The organism is Maritimibacter sp. (assembly GCF_016774595.1).
GTDB lineage: Bacteria > Pseudomonadota > Alphaproteobacteria > Rhodobacterales > Rhodobacteraceae > Maritimibacter > Maritimibacter alkaliphilus.
Window position 1 is genome coordinate 210,167 of sequence record NZ_JACBWT010000001.1, and the last position, 19,313, is coordinate 229,479.

Sequence of the window (19,313 nt, forward strand, 5' to 3'; positions counted from 1 at the left end):
ATGACCCTTCCCGCGATCTTCGACACCATGCGCCTGCCCTTGATCGGCGCGCCCATGTTCATCTGTTCCGGCCCGGAACTGGTCATCGCCCAGTGCAAGGCGGGGATCGTCGGCACCTTTCCGGCGCTCAATGCCCGTGAAAAGGACGGGGAACCGATCCAGCTCGAGGAATGGCTCACGCGGATCAAGACGGAACTGGCCGATTATGACGCGGTCCACCCCGATACGCCTTCGGCCCCCTTCGGCGTGAACCTGATCGCGCATCGGACGAACGAGCGGCTGCAACGGGACGTGGAGATCCTGATGAAGCACGAGGTGCCGATCTGGATCACCTCGCTCGGCGCACGACCCGAGATCAACGAAGCCGCGCATTCGGTCGGCGCGGTCGTGCTGCACGACGTCATCAACGTGAAATTCGCCCACAAGGCCATCGAGAAAGGGGCCGACGGCCTGATCGCCGTGGCGGCGGGCGCAGGGGGACATGCGGGCACATGGTCGCCCTTCGCGCTGGTGCAGGAAATCCGCGAATGGTTCGACGGGCCGCTTTTTCTGTCCGGTGCACAGGCGACCGGCGACGCTGTGCTCGCAGCCCTCGCGATGGGGGCGGACGGCGGATACGCGGGCTCGATGTTCATCGCCACCGAAGAGGCCAACGCCCCCGACGGCTACAAGCAGATGATCTGCGACAGCGGGGCCGAAGACATTCTTTACACCGACCACTTTACCGGCGTGAACGGCAACTACCTGATCCCGTCGATCACGGCGGCGGGGATGGACCCGGCGGCGCTTGGCGGCGAGAAAGGCGATGTCTCAAAAGTCGCGGCAGGCGAGAAATCAAAGGCCTGGCGCGATATCTGGGGCGCTGGTCAGGGGATCGGCGCGATCCGCGACGTGCCGCCCGCCGCCCAGGTCGTCGCACGTCTGGAACGGGAGTTCGCGGCAGCCAAGGCGCGGCTCGACGGGTTGGTCAAACCGGCGTAGGGCGCGACGGCGCGGCGTGCTCAGTCGCGATGCGCCTGAACATAGTCCACGAGCGCCCGGGTCGAGCCGTCCTTCGACCCGGCGTCCTCGTCCCCGGCCAGAACCGGGGCCAGCGCGACCGCCAGTTCCTTGCCCAGTTCCACGCCCCACTGGTCGTAGGAATTGATGCCGAGGATCACGCCCTCGACGAACACGCGATGTTCGTAGAGCGCGATGATACGGCCCAGCACACGCGGCGTCAGAAGCGGATAGATCAGCGTCGTCGAGGGGCGATTGCCGGGGAACACCCGATGGCGCGCCTGACGCTCCTGCTCGGCCCCGGACAGGCCCTTTTCGGCCATCAGTTCCATGGCCACGTCCAGCGACCGGCCCTGCATCAACGCTTCGGACTGCGCAAGGCAGTTGGCGACGAGCAGCGCGTGTTGATGCGCAAGCTCCGGCTCGTGCCCTCTGGCCGCGACAAGAAACTCGCACGGCACCACTTCGGTCCCTTGATGGATGAGCTGATAGAACGCATGCTGACCATTCGTCCCCGGCTCGCCCCAGACCACAGGGCCCGAGACCACCTCAAGCCCTGTGCCATCCATCGCGACCGACTTCCCGTTGCTCTCCATCTCTAGCTGCTGGAGATAGGCCGGAAGGCGGGAAAGCCGCTGGTCGTACGGCAGAACCGCCCGTGTCGGATAGCCACAGACCTGACGATGCCAGATGCCCACGAGGGCGAGCATGAGCGGCAGGTTATCCGCCCCCTCGGCTTCGCGGAAATGCAAGTCCATGTCGTGTCCGCCGGCAAGGAATTCACGGAACCGTTTGGCCCCCACGGCGATCATCAGGCCAAGGCCCACGGGCCCCCAGATCGAATACCGCCCGCCGACCCAATCCTCGAACCCGAAGACGCGCGAAGGGTCGATGCCCCATTTCGTCGTCTTGTCCACGGCCGAAGACAGCGCCGCCAGATGACGGCCCACCGCCTGCTCGCCGATCGCGCGTTTCAGCCAGCTTCGCGCGGTTTCGGCGTTCGTCATGGTTTCGATGGTGGTGAAGGTCTTCGAGGCGACGATCACCAGCGTCGTGTCCGGGTCGAGATCGGCAAGCGTGTCGTGAATATGCGCGCCATCCACGTTCGACACGTAATGCACGCGCGGCCCGTCGTGATACGGGGCAAGCGCCAGCGTGGCCATCGCGGGGCCAAGGTCGGAGCCGCCGATCCCGATGTTCACGATATCGGTGAAGCGCCCGCCGTTCACGGGCCGCACCTTGCCGGTGCGCAGGCCCTCGGCGAATTCCTCCATCCGGTTGAGCGTGTCGTGAACGCCCGGCAGGACTTCCACCCCGTCGACGGTCGCGCCGTGCGGGCCGGGATCGCGCAGAGCGGTGTGGAGCACCGCCCGCCCCTCGGTCTCGTTGATCTTCTCGCCCGCGAACATCGCCTCGCGCCGGTGCGCGACACCCGCCTGATCGGCCAGCGTGAGCAGCAGATCGCGGGCTTCGGCGTCGATGGTGGTCTTGGAATAGTCGAACAGCATGTCGTCCATGCGGACGGAAAAGCCGGAGGCGCGCGCCGGATCCTGCAACAGATCTGCGATCGTCACGCTTCCTTGCATCGCGCGATGCGATTTCAGCGATGTCCAGGACATTCCCCACCTCATGTGTCCGCCGTCCGCCCGTTCGGTCCGGCTGGTTATGGTTGCCTCATCCTCGGCAGGCTAACGCCTATTCCGCCCAGTGAACAACCATCCCTTTGAGCACGGATTTGACGGGTGCCGCCATCACATCCTTGGTTTTCGACGCTTTTTCAAGCGCCTCGCGCTTGGCCGCGCCGGTGATGACGAGGTGTTTCGACATTGCACCATTCAAGACCCGCGCCGTCAGCGTCATCCGGGGTTCGGGCGCCCCATCGGCACGCATGGGCAACACGGCGGGCGCTTTGAGGGAAAGCCCCTCCGCCAGCCGGTCGGCACCGGGAAACAGGCTCGCCGTATGCATGTCGGCCCCCATGCCGAGCAGCACGACGGAAAGCGGCAGGGCCGCCTCGACCCCGGCCGACAACCTGTCGAGCGAGTCCTCCGGGGTCGCGGTCTCGCCGTATAGGGGGATCAGATGGGCCGCGGCGGCCTGATCGCGAAACAGCCGGTCATGCAGAAGCCGCGTGTTCGAGCGGTCGCTTCCCATCGGCACCCAACGCTCGTCCGTCAGCATCACATCGACCCGGTCCCAGTCGAGATGCAGGGCCGAAAGCGTGTCGAAGATCGGCCCCGGCGTGGTGCCCCCCGGCACGGCGAGCGAGGCGCGATCCTCATGCGCCAAGGTGCCCCGCAGTTCCGACGCGATTCGGTCCGCGAGGTCCATCATCATCAACTCGCGGTCCGGGTATTCCTTGAGTTCGTAGGTCATGCGCGCAGCTCCCGCCATCGTCGTCCGTCGCGGTGCATGAGGATGAGGGCTTCTTCCGGCCCTGTCGACCCCGGCTCGTAAGGAAACGGCCGGTCTTCGCGTTCCGTCCAGCCGTCGATGATCGGGTCGGTCCAGGCCCAGGCCGCTTCCACCTCGTCCCCGCGCATGAACAGCGTCTGGTTGCCCCGGATCACGTCCATGATAAGGCGTTCATAGGCGTCGGGCACATCCGCCGCCTCTTCGCCCAGCGCCTCGGCGAAGGTCATGTCGAGCGGCACGTCGATCAGCCGCATCCCCCCCGGCCCCGGTTCCTTGATGGTCACGGTCAGGTCCATGCCCTCGTTCGGCTGAAGCCGGATCGTCAGTTCGTTGGCGCTTTGCCCGGTGTCCTCTTCGAAGATCGAATGCGGCGGCTCCTTGAAGCGCACGACAATCTCGGACACGCGCGCTTTCATCTTCTTCCCGGTGCGCAGGTAGAACGGCGTGCCGTTCCAACGCCAGTTCGCGATCCTGATCTTCATCGCGACATAACTTTCGGTCAGCGACTCGGGGTTCTCGACGTCCTTCAGGTAGCTTTCGCTTTTCGATTTGTATTGCCCGCGCACGATTTCGGAGTGCTCCACCGGCTCCAGCGCCCGGATCACCTTGAGCTTCTCGTCGCGCACGGCGTCGGGATCGTATTTCGACGGCGGCTCCATCGCGGTCAGACACAGAAGCTGCATCAGGTGGTTCTGCACCATGTCCCGCATGGCGCCCGAGCGGTCGTAATATTCGCCGCGCCCGCCGACCCCCACGGTCTCGGCCACGGTGATCTGGATATGATCGACGTATTGCGCGTTCCACAGCGGTTCGAACAGCATGTTGCCGAAGCGCACCGCCATCAGGTTCTGAACCGTCTCTTTTCCAAGGTAGTGGTCGATGCGGTAGATCTGCGTCTCGTCGAAATGTTCGGCCAGCGTGGCGTTGAGCGCCCGAGCCGACTCCCGGTCGTGACCGAAGGGTTTCTCGACCACGATGCGCGCGGCATCGTCGGCGATCTTGTATTTGTGTAGGCGTTCGGCAATGGCACCGAAAAGGCTCGGTCCCACGGAAAAGTAATAGGCCTTGACCACGTCGGCGCGCATCGTCTTGGCCAGATCTTTCCACCCGTCGGTCCCGGTGGCATCGACCGCGACATAGGACAGCTTCTCAAGAAACGCCGATACCATCTTGGGATCGTTTCGTTTTCCCGAGAACTCCTTGATCGCGTCGCGCACGAAATCGCGATACCCGGCTTCGTCCATCTCGGAGCGCGCCGCGCCGATGATCCGCGCCTCGTCCGGCATCTGACCATCGAAAAACCGGCGATAGAGCCCCGGCAATATCTTACGGCGGGCAAGATCGCCGGTGCCGCCGAAAATGACGAGGTCGAAAGGGTCGACCGGAATGACGCGCGATACCATCTGTGTCTCCGTTCCGGTCCGTCGGCCCCGCCGCAGACCCGATTGTTAGCGCTAACCCAACTGCGCCCGGTTGATAGCCTCCCTATGGCGGCGAGTCTAGCACTGTTGGCACACATCACAACTGCGTCACGCGCTGCGCCTGCGACCTTTTTCTTTCAGACGCGATGGTTTAGCCAAAATGAAAGGAAAGGTATCGGAATGGATCAACGCGTGCCGCTAGCCAATCAGGGCAAGTTCGAAGACCCCAAGGTGACGGCGGACGGCAGCCCGCGGGCCACTGTGGCGCTGACCCATCCCGAAACGCTCTGGTTCAACACCGGAACGCTCTGCAACATCACCTGCGAGGGCTGCTACATCGAAAGCTCGCCCACCAACGATGCGCTGGCCTATATGACCCGGGGCGAGGTCGCAGGATACCTCGACCAGATCAAGGCGCGTGGATGGCCGGTGACCGAGATCGGCTTTACCGGCGGCGAGCCGTTCATGAACCCCGATTTCCCCGCCATGATGCGCGACGCCCTGTCGGCGGGCTACGAGGTGCTGGTGCTGACCAACGCGATGGCCCCGATGATACGGCCCCTCGTACGCACGAAACTCGCCCAGCTTCTCAAGGGGTTCGCAGGCCGGATCACCTTGCGCGTGTCGATGGATCACTGGACCGCCGAGGGCCATGACGCGGTGCGCGGCAAGGGCAGCTTCGCCGCGACGCTCAAGGGGCTCGACTGGCTGCGCGACGAGGGCGCGACCATCGCGATTGCGGGCCGCGCACGCTGGCAGGAAAGCGAAGCCGAGGCGCGCGCAGGCTACGGCGCCCTGTTCGCCGAACACGGATACCCTGTGGATGCCGAAAACCCCGGCCAGCTCGTCATTTTCCCGGAAATGGACGTGACGGTCGAAGTGCCGGAGATCACCACGGCCTGCTGGGGCATCCTCGACAAGTCGCCGCGCGACGTCATGTGCGCCTCGTCCCGCATGGTGGTGAAACGCAAAGGACAGCACCCGTCGGTCGTGTCCTGCACGCTCCTGCCCTATGAACAGGCCTTCGACCTTGGCCCGACACTGGCGGACGCCGAGCGCCCGGTCGCGTTGAACCATCCCCATTGCGCGAAATTCTGCGTTCTGGGCGGGGCCTCCTGCTCGGCCTGAGCGGCCTTCACCCGATCCTAACCAATCCCTGCTATCCCGACCCGAACCGGTGTACTGGGGGTCGTGGCCTTGGCCGACAATGTAACCTGGTCGAGTCTGTTTCTGGGAACATTGCCGGACATGGACTACGACGAACTGTTCGTGGGGATGGAGAATACCTCTCCGCTCCTCACGACGTTCGGCGGCGGGCCGGGAAATTCGCTTTACCAGAACATCGTCACGATCGAGACCGACGCGGGCGCTTTCGACGACGTGGTCAGCACCGACACGCCCTGGACGGGCGACGTGATCCACTACGACCTCGGATCAGGCTTGGTCACCACCAAGATCGACAGTATCGCCAGCCTGAACGGCACCGTCACTTTCAACGACGGGGCGACATGGACCTCAGAACTTCTGGTGGTTCAGGACACCGCCGGAAACGCCTTTTTGCTGGTGCGCGACACCCAGCCGGAACTGGCAAGTCAGGGGATCGAAAGCGTAACCTTCACCTCCGTCAATTCGACCAGCTTCGACGGGGTCATTCAACACTCGAAAGACGATCTGGATTTCGTCTGCCTGACCGCGGGCGCGATGGTCGCGACGCCGGATGGCCCGGTGCGCACCGACCGCCTGCGCCGGGGGGACGCGGTTCTGACGCTCGACAGCGGGCCGCAGCCCATCCGCTGGATCGGGAAACGGCGCTTTCGGTTCGATCCGCGCCCCCATCCGGGGCAGCCGGTGCAGATCGCCAAAGGCGCCTTCGGTCCGGGCCTGCCGACCCGCGATCTGATCCTGTCGCCCAACCACCGCGTCCTCATGCAGACCACGCCCTGCCATGCGCTGCACGACCCGCTCGGCGCCCTTGCGCCCGCCAAAGCGCTCACCCGTCTGCCGCGCGTCCGGCGCCTGACCGGGCGACGTGAGATCACCTATTTCAACCTGCTCCTGCCACGGCACGAGGTCATCATCGCGGACGGGATCGCGGTCGAAAGCCTGTTTCCGGGGCCGGAAGCCTTTGCGAGCCTCGATGGCACCGAACGCGCGGACTGGATGCGCATCGGCGCCCTTTGCGGCCGCGTCACCGGCACGCCGCCCGCCCGCCTGATGCTCACGACGGCCGAGACGCGCGCGGCCCTCGGCACAGGTCAGCTTCATCCGCCTGCTACGGCCCCCGTGCCGCTGACGTGGTCGGGCGCGCGCCACCGCCCCCGCGCCCTGCCCGCGCATCTGGCAAAACGGGCCTGATCCCGGCTTTGGAGTGCCCCGAAGCCCCCGCTCAAACGAAAGCGCGCGCCCGTGGGCGCGCACCGTTCGATCCCTCGATCCCTGACCGTCACGCCTCCAGTTCGGCGTCCCAGTACAGGAAATCCATCCAGCTTTCATGCAGATAGCCGGGCGGGAACTTGCGCCCCATGTTGCGCAACTCCTCGGCCCCCGGCTGGCGCGGCGGCTTGCGCAACGACAGGCCCGACTGATGCAGGTGCTTGGACCCCTTGCGCAGGTTGCATTTGGAACAGGCCGCGACCACGTTTTCCCAACTCGTCACCCCGCCCCGCGCCCGCGGCACCACGTGATCGAAGGTCAGATCGCCCTTCGATCCGCAGTACTGGCAGCGGAATTCGTCCCGCAGAAAAAGATTGAAGCGCGTGAAAGCCACGCGCTTCTGGGGTTTGACGTAATCTTTCAGAACGACGACCGAGGGGATCCTGATCTCCATACTCGGGCTTCGGACCACCTCGTCGTATTCGGCGATGATGTTCACCCGGTCGAGGAAGGCCGCCTTGATCGCCTCCTGCCAGGGCCATAAGGACAGGGGGTAGTAGGAAAGCGGGCGGAAGTCCGCGTTCAACACGAGCGCCGGATGCGACCTCGGGTTGCTGTGTTCTCGTACGAAATGTGTCCTGAAATCGCCGTCCATCGGAGTGACTCCGCCCTCGCCCTGTGCCTCGCTCGCAGGGCGGGGAACCCGCCCCGTCTGTTTCTAATCTAGGACTATATATGGGTCAGAACCCCTGACAAGCCCCACGATCTGGGCGCAGCTTGTCGGACATACGTGTCAGACTTGTGACGAATCGAACATCCGCGAATGTTCGCCCTACGTTCTCCCTGCTGAGGCCCGTTGAGGACCGCGCGACCGCGGAAAACGGTTCCGCTCCACTCGTCGCCCACCGCCTTACGCTAGGTGCCTCCATGCCATCGTGACAAGCGAGACCGAGACGCGCTTCGACCGCCCGCACCCCGCCGATCTCGCGACCTTACTCTCTGAAATAAATGGATTTTTCAGACACGCTAGGTGGCGGGAGCGCCTTTGCATCCTGCACTCCCGCCTTTTCCTTCATTGACGTCCGCACCAAGGGTCATCCCCGTCTGAGCACCTCGCCTGTGACCGGAGGCTACAGCCGGAACGCGCATCACCGCACCGCTGGCAGACTTGCGCCGGTCCCCCTGCAAAGCGCGGCATTCCCGTCACGCTCACCCGATCCGACCCTGCCGAACGCGCCGACGATGTGGGCGAAACGGCCCTACCCAGCCGACGGGGCGATTCCCAGCCGATCGGCCATGAAGGACAGCGCGACCGACAGCCCGTCGGGGGCGATCCCGTGCCCGGTGCCCTTCTGGATGTGGCCGTAGACGTTGAAGCCCGCGTCGTTCAGCACCTGGCCGGCCTCCTGAAAATGCGCGACCGGCACCATCTCGTCCGCATCGCCGTGGACCAGCAACACGGGCGGACGCACCTTGACGTGCTCGCCGTAGGTCTCGGGCTGAAGGATGCGACCGGAAAAGGCCACGATCCCCGCGATCTCGGTGTCGCGCTGCGGGATCACTTTCAGCGACATCATCGTGCCCTGACTGAACCCATAGACGATCAGGCGGTCGGGCGTGATCCCCTCCTGCGCCATCACCATGTCGAGGAAGGCGTCGATATCCTCATGCGCCAGGTCCGCCCCGGCCCGCGCGGCCTCTTCCGACGAACCGTCGAGCCACGGGATCGGGAACCACTGAAAACCGAACGGGTTGCCCGCGCATTTCTCAGGCGCGTCGGGCGCATAGAACGCGGTGTCGGGCATGTGATCGGACAACGGATCGGCCAGTCCCAGAAGATCCGCCCCGTCCGCGCCGTAGCCATGCAGGAACACGACCACCGATTTCGTCTCCCCCGATTTGGCCGGTCGGCTCTTGTACTGCAACTCGCGTGCCATCAACGCACCCCTTCCCTGTTCTTCGCCACCCGGTAATAGGCCCAGAGCAGCCGGGCCGCAACGCCACGCCACGGCGACCAGTCCCGCGCAATCTCGCGCATCGCCTTTTCGCGCGGGCGCTCCGGCAGGTCGAATAGGATGCGCGCGGCCTCCTGCAAGGCCAGATCGCCATGGGCGAACACATCGGCCCGGCCGAGCGAGAACATGGCGTAGATTTCGGCGGTCCAGTGCCCGATGCCCGGCACGGCGACCAAGGTCGCGATCACCTCGTCATCCGGCAGATGCGCGAGCGCGTCATAGTCGATCCCGGCCTCGGCCAGCGCACGGGCATAGCGCATCTTGGGGCGCGACAGGCCGACGGCGCGCAGGTCGTCCTCGCTGGCGCGGGCCACCGCCTCGGGCGTCGTCAGCCCCGCAGCCTCGACCCGCGCCCAGATCGCGGCGGCGGAGGCGGTCGAAACCTGCTGGCTTACAATGGCCGACAGAAGCTGGTCGAAGCCCTGCGGTTTGCGCCGAAGCGGCAGTTCGCCGGTCTCGGCCAGCGCCCGCGCGAACCGTGGGTCATACTCGGCCAGCCATGCCGCGCCTTCGGCCACGTCCTCGGGCCCGTGGATGATCCGCCCGACGCTCACAGCCGTTCGATCCAGTCGAGCGCGGTTTCGACGCTCTCCGCCTTTTCTCCGGGCGGTTGCGGCGGGCGGTCGATCAGCACGACCGGAAGGCCAAGCGCGCGCGCGGCCTCCAGCTTGGCCCAGCCGCCGCGCCCGCCCGCGTTCTTGGTCACGAGCAGATCGACGCCCTCGTCGCGCAGGAACTCCACCTCGTCCTCGACCGAAAACGGTGGCCGCCCCCGGCGCCATGCGCCGTTCTCCCACGGAAACGGCCCCTCCGGCGCGTCGATCACCCGGCAGAGCACGCGGGCGGCGGGCAGCGGGCCGATCGCGGCGAGCGACCCCGGACCCGTGGCGAGGAACACGGTCATGTTCGCGGCGACCTTGGCGGCGACCCCAGCTTCGTCCGCCACGAAGGTCCAATCATCCGCCCCGGTCACCGCCCAGCCGGGACGCAGAACCTGAAGATACGGAACGCCGAGCGCGGCGCAGATCGAGTGCGTGCGAAAGGAAATCCGGTGCGCGAACGGATGCGTCGCGTCGATCACCGCGTCGAAGCCCCCCTCTGCCATGAAATCCTGCTGGCCCTGCCGCCCGCCGAACCCTCCGACCCGAACCTCGCTATCCAGCGGCAAAGGTGCGCGGGTGGCCCCGGCGAGCGAGGCGGTGAGGTCGATCCGCCCGTCGCGCCCGAGCCTGAGCGCGATCTGGCGCGCCTCATAGGTGCCTGCAAGGAGGAGGATTTTCATCTCGGCGGTCTCGGTCTTTCGTTCGGTGAGGCGGGCGTGCCCCCGGTCGCGGCGACTATAGGCACCAGACCCGACAAGGAAACCCGCCGCTTCTCATCATGCGTCACGGGGTGCATAACGCGCGCATGAGCGACTCGACACCCCTTCCCCCCGGCGATTGGCCCGACATGCAGCCCGGCTGGGTCTGGTTGTGCGGCGCGGGTCCGGGCGATCCGGGTCTGCTGACGCTCCATGCCCTGAATGCGCTCAGGCAGGCCGACGTGATCGTGCATGACGCGCTGGTGGACGACCGCATCCTCGGCTGGGCGGGACCAGCGGCCGAATTGATCTATGCGGGCAAGCGGGGCGGCAAGCCATCGGCCAAGCAAAAGGACATCTCGCTGCAACTGGTCGACCTCGCCCGCGCGGGCAAGAAGGTTTTGCGCCTCAAGGGCGGCGATCCCTTTGTCTTCGGGCGCGGCGGCGAGGAAGGGCAGACGTTGGTGCAGCACAACGTCCCGATCCGCATCATTCCGGGCATTTCGGCGGGGATCGGCGGGCTGGCCTACGCCGGCATCCCGGTCACGCATCGCGATGTGAACCAAGCGGTCACCTTCGTCACCGGGCATGACCGCACCGGGAACGCGAGCGGCGTGGACTGGGCGAGTGTCGCCAAAGGGTCGGGCGTCATCGTGATCTACATGGGGATGAAGCACCTTGCCGCCATCGCCGCCGACCTCATCGCCGCCGGGCGCGGACCGGAGGAGCCGGTGGCGATCGTGGCGCAGGCGACCCTACCCGACCAGCAGGTTCTCGAAACCACCCTCGCCACCTGCGCGGCGGATGCCCGCGACAGCGGGATCGGCGCCCCCGCCGTGATCTGCGTGGGGCGCGCGGCGCTTCTGCGGCAGGCGCTGGACTGGCAATCGCTTGCGATGGGTCGCCCGATGCGCAACCTCGACCCGCTCGCCATCGGGCGCCCGGTGGAGGACGGATGAGCGGCAAGGGTCTGATCCTCGCCGCACCGACCTCGGGCAGCGGCAAGACGACCGTGACGCTCGGCATCCTGCGTGCCCTCAGCCAGCGCGGCGTCGCGGTCCGGGGGGCCAAATCCGGCCCGGATTACATCGACCCCCGGTTTCACGAGGCCGCCTGCGGGCAGGTGTCGGTCAACCTCGACGCCTGGGCGATGCCGAAACATCAGATCCGGTCGCTGGCCAAGGGTGACGGCCTGCTCATCGTCGAGGGGGCGATGGGTCTGTTCGACGGCGCGCCGCCCGATGGCGACGGGGCGACCGCAGACCTCGCCCGCATCATCGGATTGCCTGTCGTGCTGGTGGTGAACGCGGCCAGCATGTCGCATTCGGTCGCCGCGCTTGTGCGCGGGTTCGCGAGCCATGACCCCGAGGTCCGCGTCTCCGGCGTGATCCTGAACAACGTCGGCTCCCCCCGGCACGAGGCGATGCTGCGCCGCGCCCTGTCGCCGCTCGGTCTTCCGGTGCTGGGGGCTTTGCCGCGTGATCCGAACCTCGCCCTGCCCGACCGACACCTTGGGTTGGTGCAGGCCGCCGAACACCCGGACCTGACCGGGTTTCTCGACCGCGCCGCCGACGCGGTGCGCGCGCGCCTCGACTTGGACGCGCTGGTGGCGCTGGCCCGCGACATGGCCACCGCTCCGCCGCGCGCAGCGCCCGCCGCGCCGAAACGCATCGCCATCGCACGCGACGCGGCCTTCAGCTTCGCCTATCCGCACCAACTGGCGGCATGGAACCGCGCGGGCAGCAAGATCCTCCCTTTCTCCCCGCTCGCGGACGAGGCCGTGCCGGAGGCGGATTTCGTCTATCTTCCCGGCGGATACCCCGAATTGCACGCAGGCCGGATCGCATCGAACACGACCTTCCTGAACAGTCTGCGCGACGCCGCCAGCACCACCGACATCTACGGCGAATGCGGCGGCTACATGGTGCTGGGCGAAACGCTGACCGACGCGGACGGCACGGTTCACAGGATGGCCGGGCTTCTGGGTGTCGCCACATCCTTTGCCCAACGCAAGCTTCACCTTGGCTACCGGCGCCTGACCAGCCACTGGTCCGCCCTGCCCGGCACGCATATGGCGCATGAGTTTCATTACGCCACCACGCTCGCCGCCGACGGCGCGCCCCTGTTCGACGCGCAGGATGCCGAGGGGGCCACGCTGCCCGCCATGGGCCTGATCCAAGGGCGCGTCGCCGGGTCGTTCGCCCATATCATCGCATGACCCCTTTTCTGCGGCCCGCAGAACATATAAGCGATCTTGCATGACTGACGCGACCTATTCCCAGACCGACGACCGCAAGGCCAAGCGCAACGTGGCGATCCTCGTCATCGCGCAGGCGCTCCTTGGCGCGCAGATGCCGATGATCTTCACCGTCGGCGGGCTGGCGGGTCAGTCGCTTGCCCCGAACCCCTGTTTCGCGACGCTGGCGATCTCGGCCATCGTGCTGGTGTCGATGCTCTCGGCCAACCCGATGAGTTGGATCATGCAACGCTTCGGCCGCCGCGCCGGGTTCTGGACCGGCACATTGGGCGGAACCATCGGCGCCGCGATTGCCGCCTATGGCCTGAGTCAGGCGAGCTTCACCCTGTTCATCGTCGGCTCGGCTTTCACCGGCATGTATATGTCCGCGCAGGGTTTTTACCGGTTCGCCGCCGCCGACACGGCATCGGACAGCTTCCGGCCCAAGGCGATCTCATACGTCATGGCGGGCGGCCTCGTCTCGGCGATCATCGGGCCGCAACTGGTCAAGGCCACCGTGGACGTCAGCGTCATTCCCTTCCTCGGGGTATATGCCGCCATCGTCGCGATCAACGTGGTCGGCTCGCTCCTCTTCCTCGCGCTCGACATCCCGAAACCGCCGGTGCCCAGCCACGATGCCCCGCGCGGACGCACGACGTGGGAGATGCTGACGACCCCGACCATCACCGTGGCGATCATCGTCGCCATGGTCAGCTATTCGCTCATGAACCTCGTCATGACCTCGACCCCGCTCGCGGTGGTGGGCTGCGGTTTCGAAAGCTCGACCGCCGCCGACGTGGTGTCGGCCCACGTCCTCGCCATGTTCATCCCGTCCTTCTTCACCGGCCACCTGATCGCGCGCTTCGGCGTTCGCAAGATCATGGCGACCGGCCTCGTCATTCTCGCCGCGGCGGGCGTCGTGGGGCTACAGGGCGTGGAACTCGAAAACTTCTTCATCGCGCTCGTGCTTTTGGGCATCGGTTGGAACTTCGGCTTCATCGGCGCCACCACCATGCTCGCGGGCGCGCACCAAGCGCATGAGCGGGGCCGCATTCAGGGCATGAACGACATGATCGTGTTCGGTGGCGTCACGCTCGCCTCGCTGGCCTCGGGCGGTCTCATGAACTGTTCGGGCGGCACCCCGCAGGACGGCTGGACCGCCGTGAACCTTGCCATGGTGCCGTTCCTGGCGCTCGCCGGTGCGGCGCTGATCTGGCTGGTGCTGCGACCGAATGAGGACTGACCCCCCGTTTGGGGGATACGCCCGGACCGGGAGTCGGGACTAAAACCCTCACATCTAACGAGGGATTTATCCATGAATACCAAACCGATGCTGCGCGCTGGCCTGACGCTCTGCGCCGCTTTCGCCCTGTCCGGCTGCCTCAAGGGCACCGGATTGCAGGGGTCTTTGGCCGAAGTGGTCTATGACTCGATCACCGAGGTCGGCGAGTTCGAGAACGAGACCACGACCATGCCCACCTCCGGCACGGCCAGCTACACCGGATCGGCCCTGATCCAGATGGCCGACAGCGCGACGGATGCGAACCAACGCGTCATGGCGGGCGAAGCGACACTCGACGCGCGCTTCAGCGCGGCTGGCGGAGCGGTCAGCGGAACGCTTCAGAACTTCGTCGGGGCCAAGGACGTGGACATGCAGGCGTTCAACGCGGCGATCTACACCGGCACGGTGGCGGACATCGAAACCCAACTCGCCGATTTCTCGCCGGTCGACGGCACGATCGACGTGACCGCCGACACCTCGACGGGCGAGCGTTTCACCGTCGGGTTTTCCGGCACCCTCACGCAGGACGGCGACACGATCGAGGTCGGCGGCACCGGCGCGGGCCAGTTCGTCGGCGCGGATGCGGACGGGGTGAAGGTCTATGGCGGCACCACGCTCAACGGGTTCGGCACGCAATCGACGCTGAGCGAGAACGGCAGCGCGCAGGAAGGCCAGATCTACATCAACGCGACCAAGTAGGCGTCACCATCGCCCACGCAGGGTCTTCCACAAGAACCGACCCCGCCGGGCGAATTCGCTTTCCGAAAGCCGGCCTTCGATGATCGCATCGGGGTCGGCTTTCGCCCGTTTCAGGATCGCGCCCGCCCGGCTCGCGGCCCGCGCGGCCGGGGTCGCCTTGCCGAAGTCGTGCCCCCTGACCGACCTGAGGTCGGCCAGCGCCACGTCGATCATTTCGGGATAGAACCCGGCGTCGAAGGCCCGCCAGCCGTGGGCCAGCAGCTCCGGCTGCGCTTCGAGCCACGCGGCCAGCCCCTGCACCCGGCCCAACACCCGCGCCTCGGCCTCGTCCGTGCGCCCGAGCGCCGCGACCGAGGCGAACATGAGCGACCCGGCACCCGCGTTGATGTAATCCCACAGGTCGGCGGGGGCGACGAAAGGCTCCCGCGCGATGTCGGCACGCCGCGCGTCGATCATCGCACGCAGCGGGGCCAGCGGGATCGCGCGGGCATGGATCGCAGCGCCCAGCGGTGCCACCACCTCATGCGCCCGCGGGGTCTTGCCCTGTTCGATTTCGTCCAGCACGTCGCGCCAGAACTGTAGCCGCATTTCCGCGATCAACGGCTCCTGCGTCAGCCACGGGGCACGCGCGATTTCGAGGTTGAAGGCGTAAAGCGGAAACAGCACCTCGCGGTCCGGCACCGGCGCGCTCATCGCAGCCACAAGCCGATCCGGGTCGCCGCGCTCGACGATCTCTGCGCATTCCTGAACGGTCATTCAGCGACCTCGCGGCGTGGATCCTGCCCGATATGAACGACGCCCCTGTTCACGCCGGACGCACGCCGTCATCCAGAAGTTTCCAGACCAGCGCATCGAGGAGGGCGGCGAAGCTCGCGTCGACGATGTTCGACGACACGCCCACCGTGGACCACCGCTTCTCGCCGTCGGTGAAGTCGATGATGACGCGCGTGACCGCCTCGATCCCGCCTTGGGTGATGCGCACCTTGAAGTCGGTCAGTTTCACCGGCTCGATCGACGCCTGATACGGGCCGAGGTCGGCCTGCAACGCCAGCCAGATCGCATTGACCGGGCCATCGTCCGACATTTCCTGCGGGTGCTCGTTCTTGAAGAACGAGGTTTTTTCGACCCCGTCCGGATAGCGCACCGTCACCATCGCCTCGGATTCCACGACGATGCGGCCCTTCGCGTTGCGCCGACGCTCGGAAATCACGCGGTAGCGTTCCACGTCGAAGTAATTGGGCAAGGTGCCGAGGATGCCGCGCGCAACGAGTTCGAACGACGCTTCCGCGCTGTCATAGGCATAACCCTGATCCTCGCGCTCCTTCACGGCGTCGAGGATTTCCGACAGGTGCGGATCGCCCTTTTCAAGCGTGATTCCAACGGCTTGCAGCCGCGCCCTCAGGTTCGATTGCCCGGCCTGATTGGACATCGGCACGACGCGCTCGTTGCCCACGAGCGCCGGGTCGATGTGTTCATAGGTCGTCGGGTCTTTCAGGATCGCGCTGGCGTGCAGCCCCGCCTTGTGCACGAAGGCCGATCCGCCCACGTAAGGCGCGCTTTTGGTCGGCACTCGGTTCAGAATGTCGTCCAACTGCCGCGACACGCGGGTGAGCGAGATCAGCGCCTCCTGCGGGACCCCGATCTCGTAGGCGGACTTGTAGGGTTCTTTGAGCATCAGGGTGGGAATGATCGTGATGAGGTTCGCGTTCCCACATCGTTCGCCCAGCCCGTTGAGTGTGCCTTGAATTTGCCGCGCGCCCGCATCGACGGCGGCGAGCGAATTGGCGACGGCGTTGCCGGTGTCGTTGTGGGTGTGGATGCCCAGATGATCGCCGGGGATGCCCGCGTCGATCACCGCCCGCGTGATCGCTTCGATTTCTTTCGGGAGCGTGCCGCCATTGGTGTCGCACAACACGACCCAACGCGCTCCCGCCTCATGGGCCGCCAAGACGCAGGACAACGCATAGTCGGGGTTCGCCTTGTAGCCGTCGAAGAAGTGCTCGGCATCGAACAGCGGCTCGCGGTTCTCGCGCTTCAGATAGGCGACGCTCGCCGAGATGTTTTCGAGGTTCTCCTCCAGCGTGATTCCGAGCGCGGTGGTCACGTGGAAATCGTGGGTCTTGCCGACGAGGCAGACGGCGGGCGTCTCGGCCTGCATCACCTGCGCCAGCACGTCGTCGTTCTCCGCTGACCGCCCCGCCCGTTTGGTCATCCCGAAGGCGGTGAAGGTCGCGCGGGTCTGGGGCCGGACGTGAAAGAACTCGCTGTCGGTCGGGTTCGCACCGGGCCAGCCGCCCTCGATATAGTCGATGCCCAATTCGTCGAGAGACTTGGCGATGGCCATTTTTTCCGGCGTCGAGAACTGCACGCCCTGCGTCTGCTGCCCGTCGCGCAGCGTGGTGTCGAAGAGGTAGAGACGTTCAGTCATGAGCCTGTCCTTTGAACTGACAATCGACGGAAGCGCGTTGTCTGGAAACGGTCGAGCGGCGCACCCGCCCGGAACAGCCGCGCACGCGGCCCGGGCAGCGCACGGCCGCCCCGACGGCCGGGCGCTTCGTTGCCATTAGCGCGCGGCCTGAGGTTCGATGAGGCGTTGAGATAAACGGGCGACCACGGGCGGCAGATGCGCCCACCCGCGGCCATGCGCTGCCCTCTGCCGGGAAGACCGTTACCATCACAGCCCTTCCAGCTTGGCTCGGTCGAATCCGGCTCCGGGCACAAGTTCTATCCCAGCCTTGGACATGCGCACTTCGACACCCGCCGCAATCAAAGCTGACTTCATCGCGTCCACCTGCGAGAAGTCCTTAGTATCCATCGCCCCGATGCGCAGTTGAGTGAGCTTTGCCTCCAACTCTGAAAGCCTTTCCTGTTCTCCCTCTCGAATAAGATCGAGCATTTCAGTGTCGATAGTTTTCAGCCCCAAGAAGTCGAGACCGCCCAACAGCCCCTCAATGTCTCCAATGTTTGCCAACTTATGGAGCACAGAAATCGCCTCGGGAGTATTGAGATCGTTTGCGACCGCATCGACGACTGCCTTTGGCACCGCTCCCGGCTTGTTGGAGCCTCGCATCCGGTGCCACTTGCCGAGTGTCGCCTCCGCCTCCTCCCGCTTCTTCTCGGTCCAGTCCATCGGCTTGCGGTAATGCGTGCCGAGGAACACGAAGCGGATCACCTCGCCCGGCACGCCCTGTTCCAGCAGATCATGCACGGTGAAGAAGTTGCCCAGCGACTTGGACATCTTCTTGCCCTCGACCTGAAGCATCTCGTTGTGGAGCCAGACATTCGCGAACCCGGCCCCCGCGTGGGCGCATTTCGACTGGGCGATCTCGTTCTCGTGGTGGGGAAACATCAGGTCGTTGCCGCCGCCGTGGATGTCGAAGTTCTCTCCCAGCAGTTCATAAGACATGGCCGAGCATTCGATATGCCAGCCGGGCCGACCCCGGCCCCACGGGCTGTCCCACCCCGGTTCGCCCTCCTTGGCGGGCTTCCACAGCACGAAGTCCATCGGGTTGCGCTTATAGGGCGCGACCTCGACCCGCGCGCCGGCAATCATGTCGTCGACCGAGCGGCCCGAGAGCTTGCCGTAATCGTCGTAGCTGTCGACCGCGAAGAGCACATGACCCTCGGCGGCATAAGCGTGGCCGCTGTCGATCAGCCCCTCGATCATCGTCACCATATCATCGATATGCTGCGTCGCGCGGGGCATCGCGGTCGGCTCCAACGCCCCCAGCGCGGCCATGTCGTCCAGATACCATTGCGTCGTTTCCGACGTGATCTGGTCGATCTCCTTGCCGTCGCGGTTGGCGCGTTCGATGATCTTGTCATCGACGTCGGTGAAGTTGCGCACGTAGGTCACGTGGTTCGGCCCGTAGACCTCCCGCAAGAGCCGATAGAGCACGTCGAACACCACCACCGGGCGCGCGTTGCCCAGATGGGCGCGGTCGTAGACGGTCGGCCCGCAGACGTACATCCGCACGTTGTCCGGGTCGATGGGCGTGAACACCTCTTTCGACCGGGTGGCGGTGTTGTGAAACTTGATCTCTACCATGGCGTCCTCGCGCGCACTTCTCCCGCGGCGGACCTAGCAGCTTCGATCTGGATGAGGAATAGAAGAACGGCCCGCCTGACGATGTCAGCAGGTAATGCAGCAAATGATGATGTTGCGGTTGGCGTTCATATGCGCTGGATAGCAGGCTTCGCGCGGTGTGCCAAGCGTGTTAGCCTCGCCCCCATGTCGCGTGAACTGGTCAACGAGATCTGCAAGGGCTTCGCCGGGGCCGAAGTATCGGACCCGTGGGGCGGCGGACATGACGCGTGGAAGGTGGGCGACAAGATGTTCGCCTGCATCGGCGCGATGGGCACCGGGGTCGCGGTGAAATGCCCCGATGTGGAAACGGCGGACATGCTCAAGGATGCGGGCGTCGCGCAAAAGGCCGCGTATTTTCATAAATCATGGGTGCTTCTGCCATTCGGCGCGACCAGCGAGGAGGAGTTTCGCCACCGCCTTGCCGTGTCCTATGACACGATCCGCGCGAAGCTGCCGAAAAAGGTGCAGGCCGCTCTGGCGTAAGCC

At 65.7% G+C, this 19,313-nt stretch carries 18 protein-coding genes; 8 read left to right on the top strand and 10 right to left on the bottom strand.

The window, feature by feature from the left end:
- Window positions 1-981, top strand: a complete 981-nt coding sequence (locus tag HOY44_RS01075) for an NAD(P)H-dependent flavin oxidoreductase (RefSeq protein ID WP_287432548.1) — start codon at window positions 1-3, stop codon at window positions 979-981.
- A gap of 20 nt (window positions 982-1,001) precedes the next feature.
- Here HOY44_RS01075 and pgi read toward each other — a convergent pair whose 3' ends face one another.
- From pgi to zwf, 3 genes are all read right to left on the bottom strand, one after another.
- Window positions 1,002-2,618: a glucose-6-phosphate isomerase gene (gene pgi, locus HOY44_RS01080; protein WP_287432549.1), complete on the bottom strand. Its 1,617-nt coding sequence runs from the start codon at window positions 2,616-2,618 to the stop codon at window positions 1,002-1,004.
- 76 nt (window positions 2,619-2,694) lie between these two features.
- Window positions 2,695-3,375 carry a 6-phosphogluconolactonase gene (pgl, locus tag HOY44_RS01085; protein WP_287432550.1) on the bottom strand — a complete coding sequence of 227 codons (681 nt, stop codon included), beginning with the start codon at window positions 3,373-3,375 and terminating at the stop codon, window positions 2,695-2,697.
- Window positions 3,372-4,817, bottom strand: coding sequence for a glucose-6-phosphate dehydrogenase (zwf, locus tag HOY44_RS01090; protein ID WP_138422978.1), 1,446 nt, complete (start codon window positions 4,815-4,817; stop codon window positions 3,372-3,374). The genes pgl and zwf overlap by 4 nt, the downstream gene beginning before the upstream one ends.
- A gap of 198 nt (window positions 4,818-5,015) precedes the next feature.
- On the opposite strand from zwf, the gene HOY44_RS01095 reads away from it, so the two are divergent.
- Together HOY44_RS01095 and HOY44_RS01100 are read left to right on the top strand one after the other, a co-directional pair.
- Window positions 5,016-5,963, top strand: a complete 948-nt coding sequence (locus HOY44_RS01095) for a radical SAM protein (RefSeq protein ID WP_287432551.1) — start codon at window positions 5,016-5,018, stop codon at window positions 5,961-5,963.
- Window positions 5,964-6,083: 120 nt separating this feature from the next.
- Entirely contained in the window at window positions 6,084-7,190 is a 1,107-nt protein-coding gene (locus tag HOY44_RS01100; RefSeq protein ID WP_287432552.1) for a Hint domain-containing protein, read from the top strand.
- A gap of 88 nt (window positions 7,191-7,278) precedes the next feature.
- Here HOY44_RS01100 and HOY44_RS01105 read toward each other — a convergent pair whose 3' ends face one another.
- The 4 genes from HOY44_RS01105 to HOY44_RS01120 form a co-directional block, all read right to left on the bottom strand.
- Window positions 7,279-7,863, bottom strand: a complete 585-nt coding sequence (locus tag HOY44_RS01105; RefSeq protein WP_040884289.1) for an HNH endonuclease — start codon at window positions 7,861-7,863, stop codon at window positions 7,279-7,281.
- Between the two features lie 604 nt (window positions 7,864-8,467).
- Window positions 8,468-9,145: an alpha/beta hydrolase gene (locus tag HOY44_RS01110; RefSeq protein WP_287432553.1), complete on the bottom strand. Its 678-nt coding sequence runs from the start codon at window positions 9,143-9,145 to the stop codon at window positions 8,468-8,470.
- A complete protein-coding gene (locus HOY44_RS01115) occupies window positions 9,145-9,777 on the bottom strand; it encodes a DNA-3-methyladenine glycosylase family protein (RefSeq protein ID WP_287432554.1) in 633 nt (210 codons plus the stop codon). Before HOY44_RS01115 ends, HOY44_RS01110 begins: the two co-directional genes overlap by 1 nt.
- Window positions 9,774-10,505, bottom strand: coding sequence for a cobalt-precorrin-6A reductase (locus HOY44_RS01120; RefSeq protein WP_287432555.1), 732 nt, complete (start codon window positions 10,503-10,505; stop codon window positions 9,774-9,776). Before HOY44_RS01120 ends, HOY44_RS01115 begins: the two co-directional genes overlap by 4 nt.
- Window positions 10,506-10,630: 125 nt before the next feature.
- On the opposite strand from HOY44_RS01120, the gene cobA reads away from it, so the two are divergent.
- The 4 genes from cobA to HOY44_RS01140 all read left to right on the top strand — a co-directional run bounded on the left by cobA (window position 10,631) and on the right by HOY44_RS01140 (window position 14,740).
- On the top strand, window positions 10,631-11,482 hold the full coding sequence (cobA, locus tag HOY44_RS01125) for a uroporphyrinogen-III C-methyltransferase (protein WP_008328119.1): 852 nt from the start codon (window positions 10,631-10,633) through the stop codon (window positions 11,480-11,482).
- A complete protein-coding gene (locus HOY44_RS01130) occupies window positions 11,479-12,741 on the top strand; it encodes a cobyrinic acid a,c-diamide synthase CobB (RefSeq protein WP_287432556.1) in 1,263 nt (420 codons plus the stop codon). The genes cobA and HOY44_RS01130 overlap by 4 nt, the downstream gene beginning before the upstream one ends.
- A 40-nt stretch (window positions 12,742-12,781) precedes the next feature.
- The gene (locus HOY44_RS01135; RefSeq protein WP_287432557.1) at window positions 12,782-14,002 is read left to right on the top strand and encodes an MFS transporter; all 1,221 of its coding nucleotides are present in this window, start codon (window positions 12,782-12,784) and stop codon (window positions 14,000-14,002) included.
- Window positions 14,003-14,074: 72 nt separating this feature from the next.
- On the top strand, window positions 14,075-14,740 hold the full coding sequence (locus HOY44_RS01140) for a hypothetical protein (protein ID WP_287432558.1): 666 nt from the start codon (window positions 14,075-14,077) through the stop codon (window positions 14,738-14,740).
- Window positions 14,741-14,743: 3 nt separating this feature from the next.
- Here HOY44_RS01140 and HOY44_RS01145 read toward each other — a convergent pair whose 3' ends face one another.
- The 3 genes from HOY44_RS01145 to cysS all read right to left on the bottom strand — a co-directional run bounded on the left by HOY44_RS01145 (window position 14,744) and on the right by cysS (window position 18,788).
- Window positions 14,744-15,496, bottom strand: a complete 753-nt coding sequence (locus HOY44_RS01145) for a squalene/phytoene synthase family protein (protein ID WP_008328115.1) — start codon at window positions 15,494-15,496, stop codon at window positions 14,744-14,746.
- A 49-nt stretch (window positions 15,497-15,545) separates the two neighbouring features.
- A complete protein-coding gene (gene cimA / locus HOY44_RS01150; RefSeq protein WP_287432560.1) occupies window positions 15,546-17,168 on the bottom strand; it encodes a citramalate synthase in 1,623 nt (540 codons plus the stop codon).
- 246 nt (window positions 17,169-17,414) lie between these two features.
- Window positions 17,415-18,788, bottom strand: coding sequence for a cysteine--tRNA ligase (gene cysS, locus HOY44_RS01155; RefSeq protein ID WP_287432562.1), 1,374 nt, complete (start codon window positions 18,786-18,788; stop codon window positions 17,415-17,417).
- Between the two features lie 183 nt (window positions 18,789-18,971).
- Here cysS and HOY44_RS01160 point away from each other — a divergent pair, with 183 nt between their 5' ends.
- Window positions 18,972-19,310, top strand: coding sequence for an MmcQ/YjbR family DNA-binding protein (locus HOY44_RS01160; RefSeq protein WP_287432563.1), 339 nt, complete (start codon window positions 18,972-18,974; stop codon window positions 19,308-19,310).
- Window positions 19,311-19,313: the final 3 nt, after the last annotated feature.

What these genes read in the sequence shown, in the direction of transcription:
- HOY44_RS01075 (WP_287432548.1), top strand. Translation starts at nt 1, where the DNA reads ATGACCCTTCCCGCGATCTTCGACACCATGCGCCTGCCCTTGATCGGC.
- pgi (WP_287432549.1), bottom strand. Translation starts at nt 2,618, where the DNA reads ATGTCCTGGACATCGCTGAAATCGCATCGCGCGATGCAAGGAAGCGTG.
- pgl (WP_287432550.1), bottom strand. Translation starts at nt 3,375, where the DNA reads ATGACCTACGAACTCAAGGAATACCCGGACCGCGAGTTGATGATGATG.
- zwf (WP_138422978.1), bottom strand. Translation starts at nt 4,817, where the DNA reads ATGGTATCGCGCGTCATTCCGGTCGACCCTTTCGACCTCGTCATTTTC.
- HOY44_RS01095 (WP_287432551.1), top strand. Translation starts at nt 5,016, where the DNA reads ATGGATCAACGCGTGCCGCTAGCCAATCAGGGCAAGTTCGAAGACCCC.
- HOY44_RS01100 (WP_287432552.1), top strand. Translation starts at nt 6,084, where the DNA reads ATGGACTACGACGAACTGTTCGTGGGGATGGAGAATACCTCTCCGCTC.
- HOY44_RS01105 (WP_040884289.1), bottom strand. Translation starts at nt 7,863, where the DNA reads ATGGACGGCGATTTCAGGACACATTTCGTACGAGAACACAGCAACCCG.
- HOY44_RS01110 (WP_287432553.1), bottom strand. Translation starts at nt 9,145, where the DNA reads ATGGCACGCGAGTTGCAGTACAAGAGCCGACCGGCCAAATCGGGGGAG.
- HOY44_RS01120 (WP_287432555.1), bottom strand. Translation starts at nt 10,505, where the DNA reads ATGAAAATCCTCCTCCTTGCAGGCACCTATGAGGCGCGCCAGATCGCG.
- cobA (WP_008328119.1), top strand. Translation starts at nt 10,631, where the DNA reads ATGAGCGACTCGACACCCCTTCCCCCCGGCGATTGGCCCGACATGCAG.
- HOY44_RS01130 (WP_287432556.1), top strand. Translation starts at nt 11,479, where the DNA reads ATGAGCGGCAAGGGTCTGATCCTCGCCGCACCGACCTCGGGCAGCGGC.
- HOY44_RS01135 (WP_287432557.1), top strand. Translation starts at nt 12,782, where the DNA reads ATGACTGACGCGACCTATTCCCAGACCGACGACCGCAAGGCCAAGCGC.
- HOY44_RS01140 (WP_287432558.1), top strand. Translation starts at nt 14,075, where the DNA reads ATGAATACCAAACCGATGCTGCGCGCTGGCCTGACGCTCTGCGCCGCT.
- HOY44_RS01145 (WP_008328115.1), bottom strand. Translation starts at nt 15,496, where the DNA reads ATGACCGTTCAGGAATGCGCAGAGATCGTCGAGCGCGGCGACCCGGAT.
- cimA (WP_287432560.1), bottom strand. Translation starts at nt 17,168, where the DNA reads ATGACTGAACGTCTCTACCTCTTCGACACCACGCTGCGCGACGGGCAG.
- cysS (WP_287432562.1), bottom strand. Translation starts at nt 18,788, where the DNA reads ATGGTAGAGATCAAGTTTCACAACACCGCCACCCGGTCGAAAGAGGTG.
- HOY44_RS01160 (WP_287432563.1), top strand. Translation starts at nt 18,972, where the DNA reads ATGTCGCGTGAACTGGTCAACGAGATCTGCAAGGGCTTCGCCGGGGCC.